The organism is Comamonas sp. C11 (assembly GCF_024496285.1).
GTDB classification, from domain to species: domain Bacteria; phylum Pseudomonadota; class Gammaproteobacteria; order Burkholderiales; family Burkholderiaceae_C; genus Comamonas; species Comamonas testosteroni_F.
Genome location: NZ_CP101743.1, coordinates 1391878 through 1415049, shown reverse-complemented (window position 1 = coordinate 1415049; position 23172 = coordinate 1391878). Strand labels below are relative to the sequence as shown.

The following is a 23172-nucleotide window of genomic DNA, read 5'->3' as shown; positions in this document are numbered from 1 at the left end:
TGCTCAGCCGCGCGGGTGATGCTCGGCGTGCAAGGCCTTGAGCCGCTCGCGCGCCACATGGGTGTAGATGGTGGTGGTGGAGATATCGGCATGCCCGAGCAGCATCTGCACCACGCGAAGGTCGGCGCCATGGTTGAGCAAATGCGTGGCAAACGCATGGCGCAGCGTATGTGGCGACAGCGGCGAATTCACACCTGCAATCTGCGCGCATTTCTTGACGATGACCCAGAACATCACGCGGCTCATGCCCGCGCCGCGCTGGGTCACAAACACCTCCTCGGTCTGCTGTCCACCCAGAATCGCCGCTCGCGCCTGCTGCAGATAGCGCTCCAGCCAGTGCTGCGCCTCCTGACCGAACGGCACCAGCCGCTCCTTGCGCCCCTTGCCCGTCACACGCAACACGCCCGAGCGCAAGTCCAGCTCATGCATGCGCACGCCCACCAGTTCGCTGACGCGCAGACCGCTGGCATACATCAGCTCCAGCATGGAGCGATCACGCAAGCCCAGCGGGCTGTCCACATCGGGCGCATTGAGCAGGGCCTCCACCTGCTCCTGGGTCAGGGTCTTGGGCATGCGCGGCGGCTGCTTGGCAGCCAGCATGCGCACCGTGGGGTCGGCAGCGACGCGCTTTTCACGCAGCGCCCAGTGAAAGTAGCGGCGCAACACCGTCAGCCGCCGATTCGACGAGGTCGCCTTGGTGTCGTCCACACGGGCCGTGAAATAGCCCTGCAGATCGGCTTCGAGTGCAGCATCCAGGGCCTTGGGCGGCTGCAGCCGGGCCAGCCAGCGCGCAGCCGCCGTCAGATCACGCCGATAGGCGGACAGGGTATTGCGCGAAAGCCCGTCCTCCAGCAGCAGGGCATCGATGAACAGATCGAGCGCATCCTGGCTCTGCGGCAAGGGCTGCGGCCAGTCATCGGGAATCTGCGGCTTGCGGGCTTTTTTTTGGATGTCGGACATGGGCTCAAGCGTACACGCTGGCGCTGCTACCATGAGCCGCGCCCACTACGCCACCCGCCATGCTTTCGACTCTTGCCATTGCCAATTACCGCAGCCTGCGCCGCCTGATCATGCCGCTGGGCCGCCTGACGGTGGTCACCGGCCCCAATGGCAGCGGCAAAAGCAGCGTCTACAAATCGCTGCGGCTGCTGGGCGATATTGCCTACGGCGGCGCCGTGCAGTCACTGGTGCGGGAAGGCGGCCTGCCCTCCACGCTCTGGGCCGGGCCCGAAGAGATCAGCCAGGCCATGCGCCGAGGCGAGCAGCCGGTGCAAGGCACGGTGCGCCAAAAAACCGAACGGCTGGAGCTGGGCTTTGCCAGCCATGGCGCAGGCGGCCTGAGCTATGCCACGGCCCTGGGCCGCCCCGCGCCATCGAGTGTGCCCAAGCCCTTTATGCAAGACCCGGAGATCAAGGCCGAGGCTGTCTGGGCCGGCCCCATACGCCGCCCCGCCAGCCTGCTGGTAGAGCGCAAAGGCCCGTCCATCCGCCTGCGCGGCGATTCTGGCTGGCAGACGCTGGAGCGCCCCATCGCGCGCTGGGCCAGCATGATGACCGAGCTGGTGGACCCGCGCGGCGCGCCCGAAATCATTGGCTTGCGCGAGCAAATCCGAGCCTGGCGCTTTTACGACCACTTCCGCACCGATGCCGATGCACCGGCACGCCAGCCCCAGCTGGGCTGCTACACACCCGTGCTCAGCGGCGAGGGCCATGATCTGGCGGCCGCACTTTTGACCATCCAGCACATCGGTGACGACGAAGCCTTGCAGCAAGCCGTGGCCGATGCGTTTTCGGGTGCCAGTCTAAGCATCGCCAGCGAAGCCGGGCGGCTGATGCTGCAGATGCACCAGCCGGGCCTGCTGCGCCCCTTGAGCGCTGCCGAGCTGTCTGACGGAACGCTGCGCTATCTGCTGCTGATCGCCGCCCTGCTCAGCCCGCGCCCGCCGCAGCTGCTGGTGCTCAACGAGCCCGAAACCAGTCTGCACCCCGATCTGCTGCCCGCGCTGGGCCGCCTCATCACCCAGGCGGCGCGCCAGACCCAGCTCATCGTGGTCACGCATGCCAGCCGACTGCTCAATGCCCTCGAAGATGCGCAGCACCAGCATTGGGGCGAGCCCGAAGAGAGCGACCACCTTCCCGACTGGCAACCGATCCACCTCGATAAAGAGCTAGGCGAAACACGTATCGCCAATCTAAACGAGCGCGAGATTCCGCGCTGGGAATGGCTGGCAGCCTGAAAAGTCGCCTGCACATGCCCTTTGATGTGCGGCCTCGCGCCACAGCGGAAATAACAAAGCCCGAAGGCCTTTTCGGCACTTCGGGCTTGCTGCGTCTGCGCTGCCTGCTTTGACTTCAATAGCAAAGCAGGCAAGGAGTCAGAGGCTTAATCCAGTGTCAGCTTCTGCTTGGCCACGACCTGCTTGTAGGTTTCGAACTCTTCCTTCAGTTCCTTGGCGAATTCCTGAGGAGAGTTGCCCACCACCAGCGAGCCGGTGTCTTCGATGCGCTTCTTGACTGCGGGGTCCTGCAGCACCTTCTTCACGGCGGCATTGATCTTGTCGACCATGGCCTTGTCCATGCCCTTGGGGCCCAGAATGCCGTAGGAAGCCATGCGATTGACCTGGGGCAGACCCACTTCCTTGAAGGTGGGTACGTCAGGCAGCACAGCCAGACGCTGGGGAGCTGCCACGGCGATGGCCTTGAGGCGGTTGTCCTTGATGAAAGGCAGTGCCGAAGGCAGGTTGTCCAGAATCATGGGGATCTGGCCGGCAACCGCGTCGTTCAGGGCCGGGCCCGCACCGCGGTAGGGCACATGGGTCATCTGGATGCCGGTCAGCGACTTGTACAGCTCCATCAGCATGTGCTGGATGCCGCCCGTACCGGACGAGCCATAGGAGTACTTGCCGGGATTGGCCTTGAGTTCGGCCTCGAAAGCCTTGTAGCTGGCCGCACCGGGGAACTTGGGGTTCACGGCGATCACATTGGGCGTGGCCGCAATATTGATGATGGGCGTGAAGTCCGTCAGCGGGTTGTAGGGAGTCTTGGGGTTGATGGCCGGGTTGGTGGCCATGGTCGACAGGGTGGAAATACCCAGGTTGTAGCCATCGGGCTTCTGGCGCGCGGTTTCCTGCGCACCGATGACGCCGCCGCCACCGCCCTTGTTGTCCACCACCACGGACTGGCCCAGCTCTCGGCTCAATGGCTCGGCGATCACACGCGCAATGATGTCGGTCGTGCCGCCTGCGGCAAAGGGCACCAGCAGCTTGATGGGCTTGGTGGGGTAGTTGGCCTCTGCCAGCACACCAGTCGAGAAACCTACAGTTGCCAGAGCCATTGTCAGGCCCACGCACATACGACGATTCATGAAGGGGTCTCCTTATGAGTTCTGAAATGAACGGCTGATGGTACGTGCCGCAAAAAACCCGACACATTCTTGTTGGCCCTGATTTCTCAGTAATTACCCTAGATTCACACCATTTCCTTGAAGCGCATCAAAGTTCAACACGAATGAACCGAGCGACAACAGTAAGTACTACTACATAGAAACTTGGCGACAGCTTTCTCTCAGCAAACCTATGACCGGCCCTATGCTTACAGGCCGTGAACTATCTAGAACTGCTTTTTCCCGATTTCGCGCTCATCGTGCTGGGCTATGTGCTGTGCCGTTTCACGCCCATCAACCGCAGCGTCTGGCAAGCCGTGGAGCAGCTCGTCTACTACCTGCTGTTTCCGGTGCTGCTGTTCCACTCCATCACGCGCAACCCGATCCAGTGGGGCGACGCCAGCCAGTTGCTGGCCGCCGGTGTACTGGGAGGCCTGCTGGGCATTGCTCTGACCTACAGCCTTCCGCACCTGCCTCTTCTGGGCCGGCGCATCGATGCACGCGGCTATGCGGGAGCAGCGCAAGTGGCGTTTCGCTTCAACTCCTTTATCGCGCTGGCACTGGTTTCGCGCCTGGCAGGGCCGGACGGACTGCTCTATGTCTCGGTGCTGATCGGCGTATCCGTGCCGCTGTTCAATGTGGCCGCCGTCTGGCCCATGACGCGCGGCAGCGACCAGCATTTTGTCGGCCATCTGCTGCGCAATCCGCTGATCATCGCCACCGTCAGCGCCCTGCTGTTCAATGCCGCCGGACTGAGGATTCCGGCCTTGCTGGAAGCCCCCGTGGCACGCATCGGTGCGGCCTCGATTGCACTGGGCCTGATGGCCGCCGGCGCCGGCCTCAAGCTCAGTGCACTGGCCAGCAACAAGCTGCTGGCCAGCGAGTTGCTGCTGATACGCCATGCCATACAGCCGCTGATCGCCTTTGCCATGGTCCAGCTGTTCCACCTCAACCAGCCGCAGGCGATTGCGCTGATGGCGTTCTCCAGCCTGCCTACTGCCTCGTCCTGCTATGTGCTGGCTGTGCGCATGGGCTATGAAGGCTCGTTTGTGGCCAGTCTGGTGTCGCTGTCCACCATGCTTGGCTTGCTCAGCCTGCCCTTCGGGCTCTGGCTGATCGGTATTTGAATTTGATGGCTTCTTGTGCTTACTGGATAAGTGATAGAGGCCAGTTTCACTAAAAATCAGGCGCGCTGCGCCAGCGCCCAGGCCACATGCTCGGCCACCACAGGGTCGGGATGATCCGCCCGGCTCTGCAGCGCGGCCCTGATTTCGGGCCTGCCGGTTTCGCGCCAGGCATTGCCCAGGGCCACGGCCACATTGCGCAGCCAGCGCGCATGCCCGATACGGCGGATGGGGCTGCCCTCGGTCACGCGCAAGAAAGTGGCCTCATCCCAGGCCAGGAAATGCGCCAGCTGAGTGCCCGCCAGTGCGGCGCGGGCGTCGAAGTCCGGCAAGACGCTGGGCTGGGCAAACTTGTTCCAGGGGCAGGCCAGCTGGCAGTCATCGCAGCCATAGATGCGGTTGGCCATCAAGGGCCGCAATTCCTCGGGAATGCTGCCCGCATGTTCGATGGTCAGGTAGGAGATGCAGCGCCGCGCATCGACCTTGTGCGGCGCGATGATGGCGCCAGTGGGGCAGGCGTCGATGCAGGACGAGCAGTTGCCGCAGTGCGCCGTGACTGCTGCGGTGGGCTCGAGTGCAAAGTCCACATAGATTTCACCCAGAAAGAACATCGATCCGGCCTCCCGGCTCAGCACCAGGGTGTGCTTGCCGCGCCAGCCCTGGCCGCTGCGGCTGGCCAGCTCGGCCTCCAGCACCGGGGCGGAATCGGTAAAGGCACGGTGGCCGAACGGGCCTATTTCCTGTGCAATGCGCTCGGCCAGCTTCTGCAGGCGGTTGCGCAGCACCTTGTGATAGTCACGGCCTCTGGCGTAGATGGAGACGATGCCTTCTTCGGGACGCTTGAGCCGGTCCCATTCCACGGCCTGCCAGCCGTCCCCGGTCACGCGCGGCAGATAATCCATGCGCGCCGTGATCACGCTCACCGTGCCGGGAACTAATTCCGCTGGTCGGGCTCGTTTCAAACCATAGGCCTGCATGTAATGCATCTCGCCATGAAACCCTTGTGCCAACCATTGCAGCAAACCGGGTTCTGCCGAGGACAAATCCACGCCCGCCACGCCGATTTGGGAAAATCCCAGCTCGCGAGCCCAGGCTTGCATCAAAGGAACCAATTGACTGCTGCTCAACATACACCCCGAATTGTAGGAAGCGAGCCCACACCGGCGCTGGCGCAGCGCCAGATACTCTGGCAGAGCGAACAGGATACCGAGCGCTTTGCCCGGCAACTGGCCGCCCTGCCCGAGCTGCGCAACGCCTATGTGACCCTGCATGGCGACCTGGGTGCGGGCAAGACCACGCTGGTGCGCCACTGGTTGCGCGCCCTGGGCGTGCAGGGCCGCATCAAGAGTCCGACCTATGCGGTGGTGGAGCCGCACGAGGCCGGCGATCTCTCGATCTGGCACTTTGACTTCTACCGCTTCGACGATCCTCGCGAATGGGAAGATGCAGGTTTTCGTGACATTTTTGCCAGCGCCGGGCTCAAGCTGGCAGAATGGCCCGAAAAGGCTGCAGCGGTTACACCTGTTGCGGATATAGCTATCCATATCGAAGCAATTGACGATGTGCAGCGACAGGTGACGCTCAAGGCTGGCACCCCCGCAGGCTGCACCGTGCTTGAAGCATTGACGGCATGAGCAAAACAACTTCCTCCACGGCTTTTCCGGATCTGCCCCGACCGGGTCTTTCCCGACCGGGTCTTTCCCGACCGGGTCTTTCCCGTCGCAATCTGCTGCAGGCAGGCGGCGTGGTTCTGCTGCTGGGGCGCCAGCATATTGCGCAAGGCGCGAGCATCGTGGCAGTGCGCGTCTGGCCCGCACCCGACTACTCGCGTGTCACGCTGGAATCCGATATTCCGCTGACGGCCAAGCCGGTCTTCGTGCCCAGCCCGCCGCGGCTGGCCGTCGATGTCGAGGGACTGGATCTGAACCCGGCGCTCAAGGAGCTGGTGGCCAAGGTCAGAGCTGACGATCCCAATATCGCCAGCATCCGCGTCGGCCAGTTTGCGCCAGGCGTGGTGCGCCTGGTGATCGACCTCAAGCAGGAAGCCAGGCCCCAGGTCTTTACGCTGGCCCCGATTGCCCCCTACAAGCACCGGCTGGTGCTGGACCTCTACCCCGCCAAGGCCGTTGATCCGCTGGAAGCCCTGATCAGCGAACGCCTGCGCGATACCGGCAGCACGGCCGCCGCCCCGGCACCGCACAATCCCGCCATCACGACACCGCCCCCTGCGGCGATTGCGACAGCGCCCCAGGCCGACCCTCTGGGTGACCTCATTGCCCAGCGCAACCAGCGCCCCAGCGCGCCAGCACCGGCTCCCGCGGTGATTGCACAGGCACCAGCACCTGTTCCTGTACCGCCGCCACCGGCTCCCGCGCCACGCCCGGCTCCGGCGCCCAGGCCTGCGCCCAATATTGCCACCTCGCAAAGCACGGACCGCATCATCATCGTGGCACTGGACCCCGGCCATGGCGGCGAAGACCCCGGCGCCACCGGTCCCAGCGGCCTGCGTGAAAAAGACGTGGTGCTCAAGGTCGCCCATCTGCTGCGCGAGCGCATCAACAATTCGCGTATCGGCGGCAGCCCCATGCGCGCCTTCATGACGCGCGATGCCGACTTTTTCGTGCCCCTGGCCACACGCGTGGAAAAAGCCCGCCGCGTCCAGGCCGACCTGTTCATCAGCATCCATGCCGATGCCTTCACCACCCCGGCAGCGCGTGGTGCCAGCGTGTTTGCGCTCAGCGAGCGCGGGGCATCGAGCACGGCTGCACGCTGGCTGGCCAACAAGGAAAATCAGGCCGACCTGGTGGGCGGCCTGAACGTGGGTGGACTGCAGGACCAGCATGTACAGCGCATGCTGCTGGACATGAGCACCACCGCCCAGATCAAGGACAGCCTCAAGCTGGGCACTTCGCTGCTGGGCGAGATCGGCAGCATGGCCAAGCTGCACAAGGCCCGCGTGGAGCAGGCCGGCTTTGCCGTGCTGAAGGCGCCCGACATTCCCAGCGTGCTGGTGGAAACGGCCTTCATCAGCAACCCCGAGGAGGAAGCCAAGCTGGCCTCTGCCGCCTACCGCGAGCAACTGGCCGATGCGCTGATGACGGGCATACGCAAGTACTTCGCCCACAACCCGCCCCTGGCGCGCAGCCGATCGGTTTAAGTGCGTGCTTACACAAAACCACCGCATTCGCTGTCAGCCGGCAAGCCGGCTTGATGACAGTCGCCAAGCCTGAATGACACAGGCTTGGCCCTCTCTCCTACCTGAAAGCCAGGGCAAAAGGTTCAAGATCAGGACATGTTCTTATGAAAGCTGGCCTCTAGGGCAGCTGTACAGGAGAGACCTCATGAAACTGCGAACTCTTGCCATCACCGTGTCTGCAGCCTTCACGCTTGCCATGGCAGGCTGCTCCACCTCGCCCACCAATGCCCAGATCGGCACCGGTGTCGGCGCCGTCGCCGGCGGCGTGGTCGGTGATGCACTGTTTGGTTCCACTTTGGGCACCGTAGGCGGCGCCGCTGCAGGCGCGCTGATCGGCAACGAGGTAGGCAAGCGCAAATAAGCGCCGCGATCCGATCTGAATGCCCAACAAAGAAGCCCCGGCATGCCGGGGCTTTTTCATGGGTCAGTGCTTTTCTGGTCGGGGCAAGGCGCTGGCAAGAGCGCGGATCAGGCGGTCCTGGCCTTTTCGGCCTTGCCGGCGCGCCAGGCACCGAGGATGGCGATCAGGCCTGGCACCAGGATCAGACCCCAGATGATTTTTTCAAGATTGTTCTTCACCCATTCCATATTGCCGAAGAAGTAGCCTGCGGCGCTGATGCCCACCACCCAGAGCACGGCACCCACGACATTGAACAGGCTGAACTTGGCGCGGCTCATATGGGCCACACCTGCCACAAAGGGGGCAAAGGTGCGGATGAAAGGCATGAAGCGCGCAAGAATGATGGTCACGCCGCCATAGCGCTCATAGAAGTTGTGGGCCTGGTCAAAAGCCTTGCGGTTGAACCAGCGCGAGTCCTCCCACTGAAACACCTTGGGGCCCAGGTAGCGTCCTATCGTGTAATTGCTCTGGTCGCCCAGGATGGCTGCTGCCAGCAGCACCACCACCGCCACCGGATAGCTCATGTAGCCGGCACCGCACAGCGCGCCGACGATGAACATCAGCGAGTCGCCGGGCAGGAAAGGCATGACCACCACACCGGTTTCGACAAACACGATGATGAACAGCAGGGCATACACCCAGGGCCCATAGGCCACGACAAAGGCTTCCAGATGCTTGTCGATATGCAGGATGAAGTCGATCAGAAACTGAATGATTTCCAAAACACGGTCCTCAAAAATGGATTGGCATACCGGCGTATGCCGGCCAGTAATGTACTGCGCTCCCAAAGCCCGCAGACGCTCCGCCCCTTGCTGGAGTGCCATGTTTTTGAGAGCAAACTCACAGCTGCTTGCAGACTGCAACAAGGCCGGCCTTTTAATGCTGGTTTGTTACAAGTTTTGATAAAACTAAACGTCAACAATACGTCAGCTTGCCATTTCTGCTGGCACAGTAGAGATGTGTCGCCGCAAGCCGTGCATTGCAAATCACGACATCGGCCCCTGGCCAACAAAGTCCGGCATCTCCAGCCTCCCGCATGTGCAGGAGTGGGCACAGAGACCAGACCGCTTTCCATAACTAGCACGACGAGAGGAATACGAACATGAAGACATTCACAATGCGCTATGGCAAGGCCCTGACTCTGGCAGCCGCACTGACCGGCGCCCTGGCTCTGGGCGGCTGCGCCCATGGCCCCAGCCGTCAGCAAGTCGGTATCGGCGCAGGTGCCGTGGCCGGCGGTGCCGTGGGCAACGTGCTGTTTGGCGGCCCCGTGGGCACCATCGGCGGTGCGGCCGCCGGTGCGCTGATCGGTAACGAACTGACCAAGGGCGGCTACCGCCACCGCTAAGCCCTGCAATCGCCGCGGGCTGAACAAAGAGCTGCCAGAAGTATTCCGGCAGCTCTTTGTGTTTTCGCCCTCCAAAAAACTCACTTGCCGGCCGGTTTGTACAGCCGCCTAGAATGGTTGCCGTGAACGCAACCAGCCCCGAACTCCCCCCCTCCCCTACCGAAACCGCCGACCAGGCTGCCCCCGTGCGCCGGCCGATTCGCGACCTGCCCGACGAGCTGATCAGCCAGATCGCTGCCGGCGAGGTGGTCGAGCGCCCCGCCTCCGTGGTGCGTGAACTGGTGGACAACGCTCTGGACTCGGGCGCCGGCCAGATCACCGTGCGCCTGCTGGCCGGCGGCGTGCGCCTGATCTCGGTGGAAGACGACGGCTGCGGCATCCCGCGAGACGAGCTGCCCGTGGCCCTGCGCCGCCATGCCACCAGCAAGATCAGCGATCTGCACGATCTGGAAACCGTGGCCACCATGGGCTTTCGCGGCGAGGCACTGGCCGCCATTGCCTCGGTATCGGAAACCTCCATCTTCTCGCGCCCAGCAGGTCAGGACTCGGCCTATCTGCTGGACGCCCGCAGCGGCGAGCTGCGTCCCGCCGCACGCAACCAGGGCACGACCGTGGAGGTCAAGGAGCTGTTCTTCTCCACGCCCGCGCGCCGCAAATTCCTCAAGACCGATGCCACCGAACTCGCGCATTGCATAGAGTCGGTGCGTCGCCATGCGCTGGCACGCCCCGATGTGGGCTTTGCCATCTGGCATGAAGGCAAGCTCGTCGAGCAATGGCGCGCTGCCGGCAGCACGCCCGACGAAGCCTTGTCGCGCCGCCTGGCCGATGTGCTGAATGACAAGTTCGTCGACAACTCGGTGGCCGTCGATCACTGGGCAGGCCCCGTCCACGTCACGGGCCGCGCCGGCATCCCGGACGCGGCGCGCTCGCGTCCCGACCAGCAGTTCTGCTATGTCAACGGCCGCTTTGTGCGCGACAAGGTATTGACGCATGCGGCCCGCTCTGCTTACGAAGACGTGCTGCATGGCAACAAGCAGCCGGTCTACGCGCTCTACATCGAGATCGACCCCGCGCGCGTAGATGTGAACGTGCACCCCACCAAGATCGAGGTGCGCTTTCGCGATAGCCGCGAAGTCCACCAGGCAGTGCGCCACGCGATCGAGAACGCGCTGGCCACGCCGCGCGCCGCAGCCGTGGTCGAGGCGGCGGCACAGGAAGCCGCCCGCCAGCCCGGCCTGATCGACGACGGCGCTGCCACGCCTATCCCGGCCAAATCGGCGAACAAGCCCGCCGCAGCTCCGGCCTGGCCGCAAACCCGCATGAGCTTTGGCGAACCCGCCGTCGGCAACCCCGTGCGCGACCTGGCCAAGCTCTGGGAGCCCATGCGCGAAGCCACTGCGCAGGCCGCACCCGTGCCGCAGATGGCGACTGCGGCACCAGCCCCCGCGAGTGCCACAGCTGCCACGCCTGCGACGCCCGCCACACCTGAATCTGCCAGCGGCGCGACCACGATCACCAACACCACGGCCATGCCAAGCCCCGTGCCTCAGCCCGAGGACGAAGGCATCAGGCTGCGCCCTTCGGGCCAGTCCAGCTACTTTCAGCGAAAAGCGCCAGCCCCCCAGATGCAGGAGGCGCCAGCCGCTACGCAGATCGTTGCCAACGCTGCAGCCCCGGTCGAGCCGGCTGCGGCCATGAAAACTGCTGAACATGCCGCAGCGCCGGCAACACGACCACCCGTAACGGCTGCGGCTGACTCGGCCCCGGTCTGGCCGCTGGGCCGGGCCGTGGCCCAGTTGCACGGCGTCTATATCCTGGCCGAAAACAGCCAGGGCATGGTCATCGTGGACATGCATGCCGCCCACGAGCGCATCGTCTATGAGCAGCTCAAGAATGCGGTCAATGGCGACGAACAGATTCCCAGCCAGCCACTGCTGATTCCCGCCACCTTTGCCGCAACGCCCGAGGAAGTCGCCACGGCCGAAGCCCATGTCGAGACGTTGCTGACCCTGGGCATGGAGGTCTCACCCTTCTCGCCCAAGACCCTGGCCGTGCGCGCCGTGCCGGCCACGCTGGCCCAGGGCGATGCCGTGGAACTGGCGCGCAGCGTGCTGGCCGAACTGGCCCAGCATGACGCAAGCACCGTGGTGCAGCGCGCGCGCAACGAGATTCTGGCCACCATGGCCTGCCACGGCGCGGTGCGCGCCAACCGCAAGCTCACGCTGGACGAGATGAATGCGCTGCTGCGCCAGATGGAGGTGACCGAGCGCTCCGACCAGTGCAATCACGGCCGTCCCACCTGGCGCCAGCTGAGCATGAAGGAGCTGGATGCACTGTTTCTGCGCGGGCGCTGATGACAGGGCTGCAATAGCCGCTAAATAGCCGCTACATTGCCGTTATCGTTCAAAACAGCGGGCCGGGAGATCAGCGGGCCCGCCTGCCATTCCCCGCCATGAACTCCAGCTCCACCCCGGAACCTGCCGAAGCCCATTCCTTCATTGCTCGCGTGCGTGCGGCCCTTCCGCAGCTGCCGCCGTCGGAGCGGCGGCTGGCTGAATTCCTGCTGGACTTTCCCGGCAATCTGTCGAGCTACACGGCTGCCGAGATGGCCAAGCTCACGGGGGTATCGAATGCCACGGTCACGCGCTTCATACAGCGGCTGGGCTACGAGGGCTACGAGGACGCACGCCGCCATGCCCGCGCTCAGGGCGACAACGGCTCGCCACTGTTTCTGGCTGCCGCATCGGCCCAGGGCAGGCCCACGGCGGATGTGATCGCCACGCATCTGCGCCAGGCCTCGGAGAATCTGGCCGTCACCATCGGACAGATCTCTGCAGATCAGCTCGATGCCATCGCCACGGCCCTGATCGGCGCCCGGCAGCTGTTCTTCGTGGGCTATCGCCAGAACCGCAACTTTGCCGCCTATCTGCGCTGGCAGCTGCTGCAGGCACTCGAGATGCCCAGCCAGGTCGTTCCCGGCGCCGGCGAAACCTTGGGTGAATATGCGGCCCAGATCGGCGAAAACGATGTGGTGGTGATCTTTGCCCTGCGCCGCAGCGTGCGCGTGGTCAGCGAGTTCGCGCGCCAGGCCAGACTGCTGGGCGCACGCCTGATCTGCATCACCGACCATGCCAGCCCGGCCCCCGAGGCGGACTGGCTGCTGCGCGTGCAGACCTCGGCGCCGGGACCGCTGGACAATCACACGGCGCTTTTCATGCTCTGCCACCTGATTGCCACCGCCACCTTGCAGCAAAGCGGACAGCCGGGTCGCAGACATATGGCGGCCATCGAGACCAGCCATGATGCGCTGGACGAGATGCTATGAAATCAAAAGCTTGTTGCTCTTGTTATTCATATATTTCATATGGTTTTCAATATGAAATCAATAAATGACGAGCGCAAACAGCTCTTTAATCAATAGCAATCAGCTTGTAGCGACAAGCGCCAGGCTCGCAAGCGCTGCCTGCACTGCGGCCACAACCGGCGACAGCACCGGCACCTGAAAGCGCGGCGCCAGCCACAGCGCGGCTTCGGACAGCGGACCGCCGCCGATCACCACGGCCTGTGCGCCATCGCGCTGCACGCATAGGGCCACGGCATCGCCCAGGCGCTCACACTGCAAGGCCGGATCTGCAGCCAGCGCCAGCGGCTCGCCCAACGCAATGCGCGTGCCGCAGAACCAGGGCGTCAGGCCCAGCGCCGCGACCGAGGCGGCAATTGAAGCCTCCAGCCCCGGCGTGGTCGTCGCAATGCCAAAGCGGCGCGGGCCGCCCTGCTCGTCCCGCGCGGCCTGCCACATGGCGGCTTCGCCGATGCCAAAGGCGGCAACCCCCGCCGGCAGGGCCGCTCTCAACAATTCCAGCCCCGGATTGCCGAACGCGGCCACGATGATGGCCCGGCCAGCCTGACTCTCATCTTCCCGGGCAAAGGCCAGACCCAGGCGCAGCACCTCCTGCTCGGCAAGCTGCAGCCCCGCCTCGTCGGTAATCATGGCCGCTCCACGCTCGGCCGTCGCGCCGTGCAGCAGCACGCCGGGCGGCAGGCAGACCCGCGCCTGTCTGAGCATCAGCGCCGTGGTCTGCTGCGAAGTGTTGGGGTTGATCAGCAAAATATGCATGCCAGCTTTCATGCCGTGCGCTCCTGACTGCCGGCATGCACGCCTGCAGCGGCGGCAGACGCCTCCTGCGCATGGGATTCGCCGCCCGCGCCTTCCTCGATGGAGCGGCCGAAGGTCTCGGGGGCAAACTGCACGGCAATCGCAAAGATGAAATACATGGCCGCGATCATGCCGAACATTCCGGAGACGCCATGCAGGTCGAACATTTTGCCCGCCAGCACCTGGGACATGGCTCCGCCAATCGTGCCCAGCGCCAGCAGGAAGGAAGTGCCCAGTGCACGAATGCGCGTGGGGTACAGCTCGGGCGCAAAGATCCAGATGGAGGTATTGAGCGTCAGCACGCAGAATTGGAACAGTGCACCGCAGACCAGGATCATGGCCACGCTATCGGTGAAGTTGCCGAACGCCAGGCCCGCGAGACAGGCTGCAATCGCCCCTACCGTCAGCACCCGCTTGCGCGGAAAGTAATAACCCATGGTCGATGCCGCGATAGCGCCGGCCAGGCTGCCCATCTGCATGACGATGGTGAAGCTGAAGCTCTTGGTGATGGAGTAGCCCTGGGCGACCAGAATCGTCGGCATCAGCGTGAGCACCGAGAGCTGCGCGCCAAACGTCATCCACGAAGCCACGCCCACGGCAATAGTGCGCCGCGCATAGCCGCCCCTGAAGATGTCGGTGAAAGAGCTGCGCTGCACGGTCTGCGCGGCAGCCGTCTGCGCCTGAGCGCTGCCTAGGCTGATGAACTCGCGCAACTCATACTGCGCATTGGCCAGCTTGCCGGCCGCCAGCATGCTCAGCACCTGGTTGGCTTCCTCGACCCGCCCCTTGGAGAGCAGAAAGCGCGGCGTCTCCGGCACAAAGCGGCGGTAGAACACGATGAAGATGGCCGGCATGACCAGACAGCCGAACAGCCAGCGCCAGGAATCATCGCCCGGGAACAGCGTGAACACGCCCAGCGCAAATGCCGGCGCCAGCATATTGCCCAGACCGCCGCCGCCCACATTGATGAGACCGACTGCCGTGCCGCGAAAGCGGGCCGAACAGAACTCGGCCAGCATGGTCACGGCCGTGGTGATTTCGCCGCCCAGACCAAAGCCCACGATGGCACGCGCCACGGCGAGGAAAGCGTAATCGGGTGCCAGTGCGCAGCCGACGGCCCCCAACGTGAACAGCGCCAGATTCACATTGAGCATGAAGCGCCGCCCCATGCGATCGGCCAGGTAGCCCGACAGCAAGCGCCCCATGGCGGCGGCAAAGAAAGTGATGGTGTTGAGAAAAGCAATGTCCGTCGCGTCCAGCCCCCATTGCTGCCGCAGCAGGGGGCCGACCAGGCCGACCGCGTTCTGTTCAAACACATCGAAGAGCACGCCGCAGACCACCAGAAAGATGATGCTTTTGTGCGAGCGCGTCACACCGATCTGGTTGAGCGCGTTTTCCAGCTGCTGCATCTGCGCCGCACTGGCCTTGCCTGACGCCGAGGACGTCACGGGGATTTCACCTGCCATATCCACCTCCTGTGTGCTGATGACCGCCCAGGCACTGGGCCGGCAAGTCGAACTAGAAATATATTTTTCATATTTGAAATTATGAAAATATTTTTTCAAATCCACGTTTACCCAGCCCCGATGATTGGTGAAAGAGGCCAGCCCCAGGCTCATGTGACGGCCTTGATGAAAAAACAATTTCACAACTGCAGATTGCGTGCCTGAATTCACACGCACCACTTCGGTGCTATCACAGAACGATGCCGGCGCACGCATGGCGCCAGTTTTTCTGCCGGACAACGCTGTGCCAAGCGGCTAGCAGACCATTTTTGCGACAGGACGATGAAAAATCCTTTACTTCAAATGCACCATCCAAGTGCCTGAAAACTAAGAATAAATGCGAATTCAATGTTCCAAGTTTGGGCATGCACGCACCAGAATTGCGCCCTCATGCACCGAATCCATGCATGAGTGCATAACTTTTTGGCATAATTTTGTTTTCGCGAGTTTCAGCGCATTCCTCTGTCCCTGTCAGAAAGTTCTCTATGAAGTACGAGTCCGTAGGCCAATTCCTGGAAGAAGTGGCACAACGCAACCCCGGTCAGCCCGAATTCCTGCAAGCCGTCACCGAAGTGATGGAAAGCCTGTGGCCCTTCATCGAGAAGAACCCCAAATACGCCGAGCACGCCCTGCTGGAGCGCCTGGTCGAGCCCGAGCGCATCATCCAGTTCCGCGTGAGCTGGACCGACGACAAGGGCCAGGTGCAGGTGAACCGCGGCTTCCGCATCCAGCACAGCATGGCCATCGGCCCCTTCAAGGGCGGTCTGCGCTTCCACCCCTCGGTCAACCAGTCCGTGCTGAAGTTCCTGGCTTTCGAGCAGACCTTCAAGAACGCACTGACCACTCTGCCCATGGGCGGCGGCAAGGGCGGCTCCGATTTCGACCCCAAGGGCAAGAGCCCTGCCGAAGTCATGCGCTTCTGCCAGGCTTTCGTGTCCGAGCTGTTCCGCCACGTGGGCCCCGACACCGATGTGCCGGCAGGCGACATCGGCGTGGGCGGCCGTGAAGTGGGCTATATGGCCGGCATGTACAAAAAGCTGTCGAACACTGCGGCTTCCGTGTTCACGGGCAAGGGTCTGTCCTTCGGCGGCTCGCTGATCCGTCCCGAAGCCACTGGCTACGGCACCGTGTATTTCGCCCGTGAAATGCTGGCCACTCGCGGCCAGTCCTTTGAAGGCAAGACCGTGTCCGTGTCCGGTTCGGGCAATGTGGCTCAGTACGCCGTGGAAAAGGCCATGGAACTGGGCGCCAAGGTCGTGACCGTGTCCGACTCCTCGGGCACCGTGTATGACGCCGCCGGTTTCACCACCGAAAAGCTGGCCATCCTGATGGATGTGAAGAACCACAAGTACGGCCGCGTCAGCGACTACGCCAAGCTGGTTTCCGGCGTGGAATTCCTGGCCGGCAAGAGCCCCTGGTCCATCAAGGTGGACGTGGCCCTGCCTTGCGCCACCCAGAACGAACTGAACGAAGCCGATGCCAAGACCCTGATCGCCAACGGCGTGCTGTGCGTGGCTGAAGGCGCGAACATGCCCTCCACCAACGAAGCCGCACGCGCTTTCGAAACTGCCGGCGTGCTGTACGCACCCGGCAAGGCATCCAACGCCGGCGGCGTTGCCACTTCCGGCCTGGAAATGTCGCAAAACTCGGCCCGCCTGTCCTGGCCTGCCGAAGAAGTGGATGCACGTCTGCTGCAAATCATGCAAAGCATCCACGCTGCCTGCGTGAAGCACGGCAAGCGCGAAGACGGCACCATCAGCTACATCGACGGCGCCAATATCGCCGGCTTTGTGAAGGTGGCCGACGCCATGCTGGCACAAGGCGTGATCTGAGCGTCAGGCGCTCGTCACTCGCAAGAAAGGCCCTTCGGGGCCTTTTTTCATGCCCGCAGCCAGGCGGTGAAGCGGCCGCCAGAGCGCCGCAGGCCCTGCCCCCTAGGCCCGCACGCCCAGTCTCATCCAGCGTATCAGGAGCTTCTCGACTTCCAGCAACAGCAGCAGGACCACACCCAGCCCCATGGCCAGCAGTCCGGCCTCCAGGTCTACAGGACGGCTGTCGAACAGCGTCTGCATGGGCGGGGTGTAGGTGAACAGCAGTTGCACCAGAGTGACGCCGGCCACGCCCAGCAGCACTGCCGGGGTGCCCAGGACGCCGCGCAGGCTGAGCGATGTTCCCTGCGTGTAGCGCACGCTGAACAGATAGAAGATCTCCATGATCACCAGCGCATTGACCACGATGGTGCGGGCCAATTCGACCGAGTCACCACGGCGCAGCGACCACTCGAACATGCCGAAGCAGCCCAAGGCAAACAGCACCGAGACCAGGGCGACGCGCCACAGCAGATAGGGCTGCAGCAGTTGCTCGTCAGGCGAGCGCGGCTTGCGCCGCATCAGCGTGGCTTCGGGCGGCTCGAAGGCCAGCGTCAAGCCCAGGGCCACGGCAGTGACCAGATTGACCCAGAGAATCTGCACTGGAGTGACCGGCAGCGACAAGCCCAGCAGGATGGCGACGATGATGACAATGGCCTGGCCGCCGTTGGTCGGCAGGGTCCAGGCAATGACCTTGCGCAGGTTTTCGTAGACGGTGCGTCCTTCCTTGACGGCAGCGACGATGGTGGCAAAGTTGTCGTCGGCCAGCACCATGCCCGCTGCCTCCTTGGCCGCGGCCGTGCCGGTAATGCCCATGGCCACGCCGATGTCGGCCCGCTTGAGCGCCGGCGCGTCGTTGACGCCGTCACCGGTCATGGCGATGACGCTGCGATCTGCCTGCAGGGCCTGCACCAGGCGCAGCTTGTGTTCCGGGCTGGTGCGGGCGAATACCGTGGAGGCTCTGGCCACATCGATCAGCTGGGCATCGTTCAGTCCGTCCAGCTCATGGCCCGAGGTGACGCGGATGGTGTCGGCCAGCGCCAGCTCCCTGGCAATGGCGGCAGCGGTGGCTGCATGATCGCCGGTGATCATCTTCACGGCAATTCCAGCGCTGCGGCATTCACGCACGGCCTCCTTTGCCGATTCTCGCGGCGGATCTATCATGCCCAGCACGCCAAGAAGAGTGAGGTCCTTGACGTCGGCCATGTCCACGCAGTCCTTTCCATCTGCCGGGACACGGCTGGCCAGAGCCAGCACGCGATAGCCTTTGGCGGCCAAGACATCGACCTGCTCCAGCCAATAGGCTGCGTCCAGCGCCTGCACGCCTTCTGCTCCCTGCTGGTCGCGGCACATGGCAAGCACCTGCTCCGGAGCCCCTTTGACGAAAACCGCGGCTGGAGCATCAACTGGGCGGTGCAGAGTGGCCATGTAGCGGTGGACGGCATCAAAGGGAACTTCGTCGAGCCGGAGCCAGTCCTGACGCAGCCGATCCACATCCAGGCCGGCACGTGCCGCCAGCACCACCAGAGCCCCCTCCATGGGGTCGCCTTCGACTGCCCAGACCTTGCCTTCGGCATGTCTTACATGGGCGTCGTTGCAAAGCGCCGCGCCTGCGGCAAAGTGCAGCAGCTGCGGATGCTGCGCAGGCTCGATCTCCTCGCCCGCCAGGGTGAAACGCCCCTGGGGCGCATAGCCCTCGCCTTCTATGCCAAAGCTGGCCCCGGGCAGCACCACGGCACGCACGCTCATTTCATTGCGCGTCAAAGTGCCGGTCTTGTCGGAGCAGATGACGGAGACGGCGCCCAGTGTCTCCACCGCCGGCAGGTTGCGCACGATGGCGTAGCGTGCGGCCATGCGCTGCACCCCAATGGCCAGCGCAATCGTCATGACCACGGGCAGGCCTTCGGGGATGGCCGATACGGCAATCCCCACCACGGCGATGAAGGCGTCGGCCGTGTCGAAGTCACGCACCCATAGTGCGAAGCAGAACATCAGCGCGGACAGGCTCAGTATGGTGATGGTGAGCTGACGCGCGAAGCGGTCCATGAGCCGCGTCAGCGGGGTGGCCAGTGTCTGCACCGAGCCCAGCATGGTGCTGATCAGACCCAGCTCGGTACGCGGGCCTGTGGCCACCACCACGCCCAGTCCTTGCCCGGCAGCCACCAGGGTGCCGGAATAGGCCATGGAAAAGCGGTCGCCGAGAGCGGCATCGACAGCCACCGGATCGGCCGACTTGTCGACGGCCACCGATTCCCCGGTCAGCATGGCCTCGTCCAGCTTCAGGCTGCTGGCGCGCAGCAGGCGCAGATCGGCCGGGACGCGATCGCCAGCCTCGAGCAGCACGCAGTCGCCGGCGACAAGTTCTTCCGCAGGCACCGCCATGCGCAAGCCGTCGCGCAGCACATTGGCCCGGCTGGAAACCATGGCCTTCACGGCGTCCAGCGCCCTCTCGGCACGGCCTTCCTGCACGAATCCGAAGACCGCATTGATCAGCACCACCGCGAGGATCACCCCCGTATCGACCCAATGCTGCAGCAGTGCGGTAACGACGGCCGATCCCAGCAGCACATAGATCAGCAGATTGTTGAACTGCGACAGAAAGCGGGCCAGCATGCTGCGCGAAGCGGCGGCAGGCAGGGCATTCGGGCCCTGCTGCTGCAGGCGCTCCCAGGCCTCGTCGGAGCTCAGTCCGGCGGCAGTCGATTGCAATTGAGTGAGTACGGCATCGGTAGCCAACGCGTGCCAGGCGGCAACGCGGTTCTGTTCCTGCATCTGAGACTCCCTGACGATTCAACTGAAACGCTTGTGAGCCGGATCTGTGCCCGGTTGGCGGCTACCGCGGAGAACGCGCCCTTGCATGGTATGCGCTCGACAGCGCCTTGCCACTGACTATGAGCAGGAATATCGATCATTGATTGACTGCAACGGGCTGATTGCCTGCGCCGGCCCACACTGCCGCGAAATCTGACTTTCAGTCTCGGCGGTGCGCCCTGAAGCTGGTTCAGCCAGCTCTACCGGCGCCAGGCACCAGCTGAAGTTCATATGAACCGATGGTTTTCATGTATTCCTACTCATATGAAACTTTATGACAATTAATTAAGTTTTGTTGAGCAATTCAACGTCAATCACTGAATCAACCTTCACCACAAATAGTTGTGGGACTTATGAATCCAGAACGCGCCACTCTTTCCCGCCGACTTTGCATCGCCTGTGCCATGACCAGCATGTTCGCAGGGGCGGCGCAGGCACAGGATGCCTATCCCAGCAAGCCCATCCGCATCGTGATTGGCTATGCCCCGGGTGGCTCCGTCGACATGGTCGGCCGCGTGGTCGGGGACATGCTGGCCAGGCAGTTGAACGCCACTGTCGTGGTCGAGAACGTGCCGGGCGCCGCAGGCGTGGTGGGAGCGCAGCGCGTGGTATCGGCCAAGCCCGACGGCTACACCTTGCTGGCCGGCTCCAGCAACGAAATGGTGGGCACCAAGTTTGTGAATGCCGCGCAGAAGTACGACCCGGCGGTGGACCTGACCCCGGTGAGCCTGACCGCCCTGGCCCCCAATCTGTGGGTAGCCGGTGCGCATGTTCCTGTCAAAACCGTGGATGACTTCGTCAAACTGGCCAAGGCCAACCCAGGCAAATACAGCTACGGCAGCCCCGGCATCGGCTCGACGCCGCATTTTTCGGGAGAGCTGATCAAGAAGACTGCGGGTGTCTACCTCGTGCACATACCCTACAAGGGCTCTCCGGCCATGACCAGCGATCTGGGCGGCGGCAACCTGGACTTCGCCATCCTCTCGCCCATGGCCGCAGCGCCGCTGGCGCAGTCCGGAAAGATCAGGATTCTGGGCGCCACCACGGCCACCCGCATTGCCACGCTCAAGGAGGTTCCGGCGCTGGCGGAACATCCCGCGCTCAAGGGCTATGCCCTGAGCGGCTGGTTTGCCCTCGCGGCACCCAAGGGCCTGCCCCCGGAAGTGCTGGCCAAGCTGCAAAAAGCGGTACAGACAGGTCTTGCCGACCCGGCCATCCGCCAGAAGCTGGAAGCAGCAGGGACCCCGCCAGCCAAGGGCAATGAAAGCCTTGCCCAGGTGATGCGCACAGACATGGACAAATACGCCGAGCTGGTGAAGTTCGCCAGGATCACGGGCGACAACTAAAGCGGCGACCTGCAGCGCCATATGCTCTCCTGCCCGCAAGGCCTTGCATCAGCGCGCCCGGGTTGTTTTCGACGCCCCTGCGACTAGGGCTGCCCCCATGGCGTGCCCGCGCTCCTTCCCGGTACAAGTGACAGATTTCACAACGAGTCTCTGTCAGAACTTTGGAGGGTAATTTCATGTCCTTGATTCGCCGCGCCAGCTTTTCGACGCTGCTTTGCAGCAGCGCCTTCATGCTGTTCAGCCAGAATGCCCTGGCCCAGGCTGCAGCGGCCCAGCCGGGTGCGGCCCAAACCGGAGGCCTGTCCCGGACCATGGTCGGCAAGGCCGATGTTTCGGTGCCGGGTCGCGAAGCCTTGGTAGCCAAGGTGGAGGTCGCCCCAGGCTCGCGCGCGGGTCGCCACACCCACCCCGGCGACGAGATCAGCTATATCAGCGAGGGTGAGGTCGATCTGCTGATCGACGGCCAGCCGCCGCGCACGCTCAAGGCCGGCGAGACCTTTGTCGTGCCCGCTGGTGTGATTCATGATGCACACAACGCCAGCAATGGCACGGTCAAGCTGATTGGCGTGTATGTCGTGGAAAAGGGCAAGCCTCTGGCCACACCGGCCCCCTGAGCAGCGCACGGCTTCGACCGTCCAAAACAAGGCCGCAGTCCATTGCTGCGGCCTTTGTTCCTTGCTCGGCTCTTCTTCTGTAGGATCACCCCACATGAAGCACACCGTTACCGCCTTGCTGCTGGGTGCAGCCTGCAGCTTGAGCCTTGCCGCATCGCCCACACCCGCCGCGACTCAGGAGATCGAGTACCTGATCGGCCACCTCAAAGCCTCGGGCTGCGAGTTCCAGCGCAATGGCAGCTGGCATGACAGCGCCAAGGCAGCCGAGCATCTGCGCGGCAAATACGACTATCTGCTCAAAAAGGGCTGGGTGGCCACGGCCGAGGACTTCATTGCCCGCGCAGGCACGGAGAGCAGCATCAGCCACAAGCCCTACCAGGTGCGCTGCAGCGGCAAGGAGGCCGAGGCCAGCGCCAGCTGGCTGCAGGCCGAACTCAGGCGCTACCGCAACCGCCAGTAGCGCTCAGCACCCCGCCTCAGCCTGCGCGCTTGACGGCCGCATCACACCAGCGCTGCGCCACCTGGGGCGAGGTACTGCAGACCGCATCATGCGTGACCGTGGTCACGGCACGCTCCAGCAGCTGGATATCGGCTTCGTGCTGGCGTGCCACATGCGGGTCTTCGAAGAAGATGGCGCGGTGGCAGCGCTTTTCCAGTACCAGATCGGCAATCTGCGCATCGCCGCCCAGTGGACCGCTGTTGTAGCGGTCCACCCAGGGCTTGTCGGCAGGCCAGCCCTTGCTCCAGGCCATTTCGTTGAGTTTCTGCCCCGTTGTGCCGGTACCCACGCGGCGGCGGTAGCGGCTGAGCAACTCGAAGTTGTGTGCTGCAAAGTCCAGCATGGTGGGCTTCATGGCATCGTGGGCAATCAGCGCCAGCGTCTGGTTTTCGTAGTCGTGATAGCGGTCGGCATTGCGGTCGCGCGTCAGGCCGGCGTGAATGCGCTCCATCTCTATCCAGTCACGCGTGGAGGCGACCGTGGAAAGAAAAGGCTTGCCGTGAATCACGCACTGGCGCTTCAAGGCCAGGGCTTCGGGGAAGATGGACGACGGGTCCACCGGGTCCATCAGGTAGATGGCGCCATCGAGAGTGCGCTCGTCACCCTCCATGCCCACTACCTCGGCCACCAGCCTCATGAGCCCGCCCTCGCGGCCATAGGGGTAGCGCACCAGGCCTTTGTAGCCCTGGAGCATGCTGGCCGCCGTGATGGCGTCATAGGTGCGGCCCACGGTATGAAAGCCCAGCTTGAGTTCGCGAATTCCGGCCTCGCAAGCGCGCAGCAGGGCAAACAGCGCAGCGTCCTCGGTTTGGTGGTGGAGTTTGTTGGCGGCAAGACCCAGGCAGATCGACATAGTGAACTAATCCTTCAAACAGGCTTCAAACGCTCGCAAACTCTGCGCAACCAGCTATGCATTTGCGGCT

General features: G+C 63.5%; 20 protein-coding genes. 12 read left to right on the top strand and 8 right to left on the bottom strand.

The features are described from left to right. Positions 1-3: 3 nt before the first annotated feature. Positions 4-960, bottom strand: coding sequence for a site-specific tyrosine recombinase XerD (gene xerD, locus NOX35_RS06495; protein ID WP_256496154.1), 957 nt, complete (start codon positions 958-960; stop codon positions 4-6). A 59-nt stretch (positions 961-1019) separates the two neighbouring features. Between xerD and NOX35_RS06490 the strand changes: the two genes are divergently transcribed. Then, a complete protein-coding gene (locus NOX35_RS06490) occupies positions 1020-2237 on the top strand; it encodes an AAA family ATPase (RefSeq protein ID WP_256496153.1) in 1218 nt (405 codons plus the stop codon). 146 nt (positions 2238-2383) lie between these two features. On the opposite strand, the gene NOX35_RS06485 is transcribed toward NOX35_RS06490, so the two are convergent. Further along, positions 2384-3364: a tripartite tricarboxylate transporter substrate binding protein BugE gene (locus NOX35_RS06485; RefSeq protein WP_182286065.1), complete on the bottom strand. Its 981-nt coding sequence runs from the start codon at positions 3362-3364 to the stop codon at positions 2384-2386. Between the two features lie 236 nt (positions 3365-3600). Here NOX35_RS06485 and NOX35_RS06480 point away from each other — a divergent pair, with 236 nt between their 5' ends. Then, positions 3601-4509 (top strand): AEC family transporter, encoded by a 909-nt coding sequence (locus NOX35_RS06480; RefSeq protein WP_182286064.1) that lies wholly within the window; start codon positions 3601-3603, stop codon positions 4507-4509. Between the two features lie 56 nt (positions 4510-4565). On the opposite strand, the gene queG is transcribed toward NOX35_RS06480, so the two are convergent. Then, entirely contained in the window at positions 4566-5606 is a 1041-nt protein-coding gene (queG, locus tag NOX35_RS06475) for a tRNA epoxyqueuosine(34) reductase QueG (protein WP_256496151.1), read from the bottom strand. A 12-nt stretch (positions 5607-5618) separates the two neighbouring features. Between queG and tsaE the strand changes: the two genes are divergently transcribed. The 3 genes from tsaE to NOX35_RS06460 all read left to right on the top strand — a co-directional run bounded on the left by tsaE (position 5619) and on the right by NOX35_RS06460 (position 8063). Next, positions 5619-6140 carry a tRNA (adenosine(37)-N6)-threonylcarbamoyltransferase complex ATPase subunit type 1 TsaE gene (gene tsaE / locus NOX35_RS06470; protein WP_087084744.1) on the top strand — a complete coding sequence of 174 codons (522 nt, stop codon included), beginning with the start codon at positions 5619-5621 and terminating at the stop codon, positions 6138-6140. Next, positions 6137-7663 carry an N-acetylmuramoyl-L-alanine amidase gene (locus NOX35_RS06465; RefSeq protein ID WP_256496148.1) on the top strand — a complete coding sequence of 509 codons (1527 nt, stop codon included), beginning with the start codon at positions 6137-6139 and terminating at the stop codon, positions 7661-7663. Before tsaE ends, NOX35_RS06465 begins: the two co-directional genes overlap by 4 nt. Positions 7664-7847: 184 nt before the next feature. Further along, on the top strand, positions 7848-8063 hold the full coding sequence (locus tag NOX35_RS06460; RefSeq protein WP_003064466.1) for a glycine zipper 2TM domain-containing protein: 216 nt from the start codon (positions 7848-7850) through the stop codon (positions 8061-8063). A gap of 107 nt (positions 8064-8170) precedes the next feature. On the opposite strand, the gene NOX35_RS06455 is transcribed toward NOX35_RS06460, so the two are convergent. Next, a complete protein-coding gene (locus NOX35_RS06455; protein ID WP_256496147.1) occupies positions 8171-8824 on the bottom strand; it encodes a DedA family protein in 654 nt (217 codons plus the stop codon). A 380-nt stretch (positions 8825-9204) separates the two neighbouring features. Between NOX35_RS06455 and NOX35_RS06450 the strand changes: the two genes are divergently transcribed. The 3 genes from NOX35_RS06450 to NOX35_RS06440 all read left to right on the top strand — a co-directional run bounded on the left by NOX35_RS06450 (position 9205) and on the right by NOX35_RS06440 (position 12775). Next, entirely contained in the window at positions 9205-9450 is a 246-nt protein-coding gene (locus tag NOX35_RS06450; RefSeq protein WP_182286060.1) for a hypothetical protein, read from the top strand. Between the two features lie 113 nt (positions 9451-9563). Further along, entirely contained in the window at positions 9564-11804 is a 2241-nt protein-coding gene (gene mutL / locus NOX35_RS06445; RefSeq protein WP_256496145.1) for a DNA mismatch repair endonuclease MutL, read from the top strand. A 98-nt stretch (positions 11805-11902) separates the two neighbouring features. Beyond that, positions 11903-12775: a MurR/RpiR family transcriptional regulator gene (locus tag NOX35_RS06440; RefSeq protein WP_256496143.1), complete on the top strand. Its 873-nt coding sequence runs from the start codon at positions 11903-11905 to the stop codon at positions 12773-12775. A gap of 99 nt (positions 12776-12874) precedes the next feature. Here NOX35_RS06440 and NOX35_RS06435 read toward each other — a convergent pair whose 3' ends face one another. Both NOX35_RS06435 and NOX35_RS06430 read right to left on the bottom strand, forming a co-directional pair. After that, on the bottom strand, positions 12875-13579 hold the full coding sequence (locus NOX35_RS06435; RefSeq protein ID WP_182286057.1) for an aspartate/glutamate racemase family protein: 705 nt from the start codon (positions 13577-13579) through the stop codon (positions 12875-12877). Then, positions 13576-15072 carry an MFS transporter gene (locus NOX35_RS06430; protein WP_256496141.1) on the bottom strand — a complete coding sequence of 499 codons (1497 nt, stop codon included), beginning with the start codon at positions 15070-15072 and terminating at the stop codon, positions 13576-13578. Before NOX35_RS06430 ends, NOX35_RS06435 begins: the two co-directional genes overlap by 4 nt. A 524-nt stretch (positions 15073-15596) precedes the next feature. Between NOX35_RS06430 and gdhA the strand changes: the two genes are divergently transcribed. Next, complete coding sequence (gdhA, locus tag NOX35_RS06425; protein ID WP_182286055.1) at positions 15597-16943, top strand: NADP-specific glutamate dehydrogenase; 1347 nt, start codon at positions 15597-15599, stop codon at positions 16941-16943. A gap of 102 nt (positions 16944-17045) precedes the next feature. Here the strand turns inward: gdhA and NOX35_RS06420 are convergent, their stop codons facing one another. Next, the gene (locus NOX35_RS06420) at positions 17046-19751 is read right to left on the bottom strand and encodes an HAD-IC family P-type ATPase (protein WP_256496139.1); all 2706 of its coding nucleotides are present in this window, start codon (positions 19749-19751) and stop codon (positions 17046-17048) included. Positions 19752-20194: 443 nt separating this feature from the next. Here NOX35_RS06420 and NOX35_RS06415 point away from each other — a divergent pair, with 443 nt between their 5' ends. The 3 genes from NOX35_RS06415 to NOX35_RS06405 all read left to right on the top strand — a co-directional run bounded on the left by NOX35_RS06415 (position 20195) and on the right by NOX35_RS06405 (position 22210). Then, on the top strand, positions 20195-21136 hold the full coding sequence (locus NOX35_RS06415) for a tripartite tricarboxylate transporter substrate binding protein (RefSeq protein ID WP_256496137.1): 942 nt from the start codon (positions 20195-20197) through the stop codon (positions 21134-21136). A 176-nt stretch (positions 21137-21312) separates the two neighbouring features. Beyond that, the gene (locus NOX35_RS06410; protein ID WP_256496136.1) at positions 21313-21750 is read left to right on the top strand and encodes a cupin domain-containing protein; all 438 of its coding nucleotides are present in this window, start codon (positions 21313-21315) and stop codon (positions 21748-21750) included. Between the two features lie 94 nt (positions 21751-21844). Beyond that, entirely contained in the window at positions 21845-22210 is a 366-nt protein-coding gene (locus NOX35_RS06405) for a DUF5329 domain-containing protein (protein ID WP_182286051.1), read from the top strand. Between the two features lie 16 nt (positions 22211-22226). Here NOX35_RS06405 and NOX35_RS06400 read toward each other — a convergent pair whose 3' ends face one another. Continuing rightward, positions 22227-23102, bottom strand: coding sequence for a methylglyoxal synthase (locus NOX35_RS06400; protein WP_182286050.1), 876 nt, complete (start codon positions 23100-23102; stop codon positions 22227-22229). Between the last annotated feature and the right edge of the window lie 70 nt (positions 23103-23172).